Source organism: Streptomyces sp. SID12501, assembly GCF_010550245.1.
GTDB lineage: Bacteria > Actinomycetota > Actinomycetes > Streptomycetales > Streptomycetaceae > Streptomyces.
This window is the reverse complement of the sequence record NZ_JAAGLU010000700.1, coordinates 1-434: the sequence shown is the minus strand read 5'-3', so window position 1 is coordinate 434 and position 434 is coordinate 1. Positions and strand designations below refer to the sequence as shown.

Here is a 434-nt window from a genome sequence, read left to right as displayed (position 1 = left end):
CGCCGAAGAGGTGGCCCAGGAAGCCGTCGACCGCTTCGGCCTGCCCGAAGAACCGCAGCTGGTGCGCGACGCCCTCGCCGGTGAGGACGACGCCGAGGACGCCCAGTGGCTGGTGGTCGTGGAGGACCCGCGGGAACGGCTCGACGCCGGTTCCCTGGACGACCTCGCCGCCGAGTACGAGGGCTGGCTGGAAGCCCCCTGACGGCCGGCCGTGCCCGTCCGGGCGGTGGGGACGCGGGGTCAGGCCTTGTGGACGATCTGCACGTCCAGCGCCACTTCCACACTGGCGCCGATCGCGGCGACCCCGGCCGCCAACATCGACTGCCAGTTCAGGGTGAAGTCCTCGCGGTTCAGTTCGGCCGTGGCGCGGCAGGCGGCCCGCGGTTCGCCCTCCAGGCCCGTGCCGTTGCCCAGGTCCTGGGTGTCCAGGGTGA

Annotated in this window: 1 protein-coding gene and 1 pseudogene; one reads left to right on the top strand and one right to left on the bottom strand. The window is 73.0% G+C overall.

All coding sequences use genetic code 11. From position 1 onward, the window contains the following. The coding region (locus G3I71_RS47990) for a hypothetical protein (protein ID WP_164325258.1) at positions 1–202 on the top strand (202 nt) is incomplete at its 5' end. Between the two features lie 38 nt (positions 203–240). On the opposite strand, the pseudogene G3I71_RS47985 reads toward G3I71_RS47990, so the two are convergent. Further along, a pseudogene (locus G3I71_RS47985) lies at positions 241–434 on the bottom strand (YceI family protein); the annotation flags it as partial.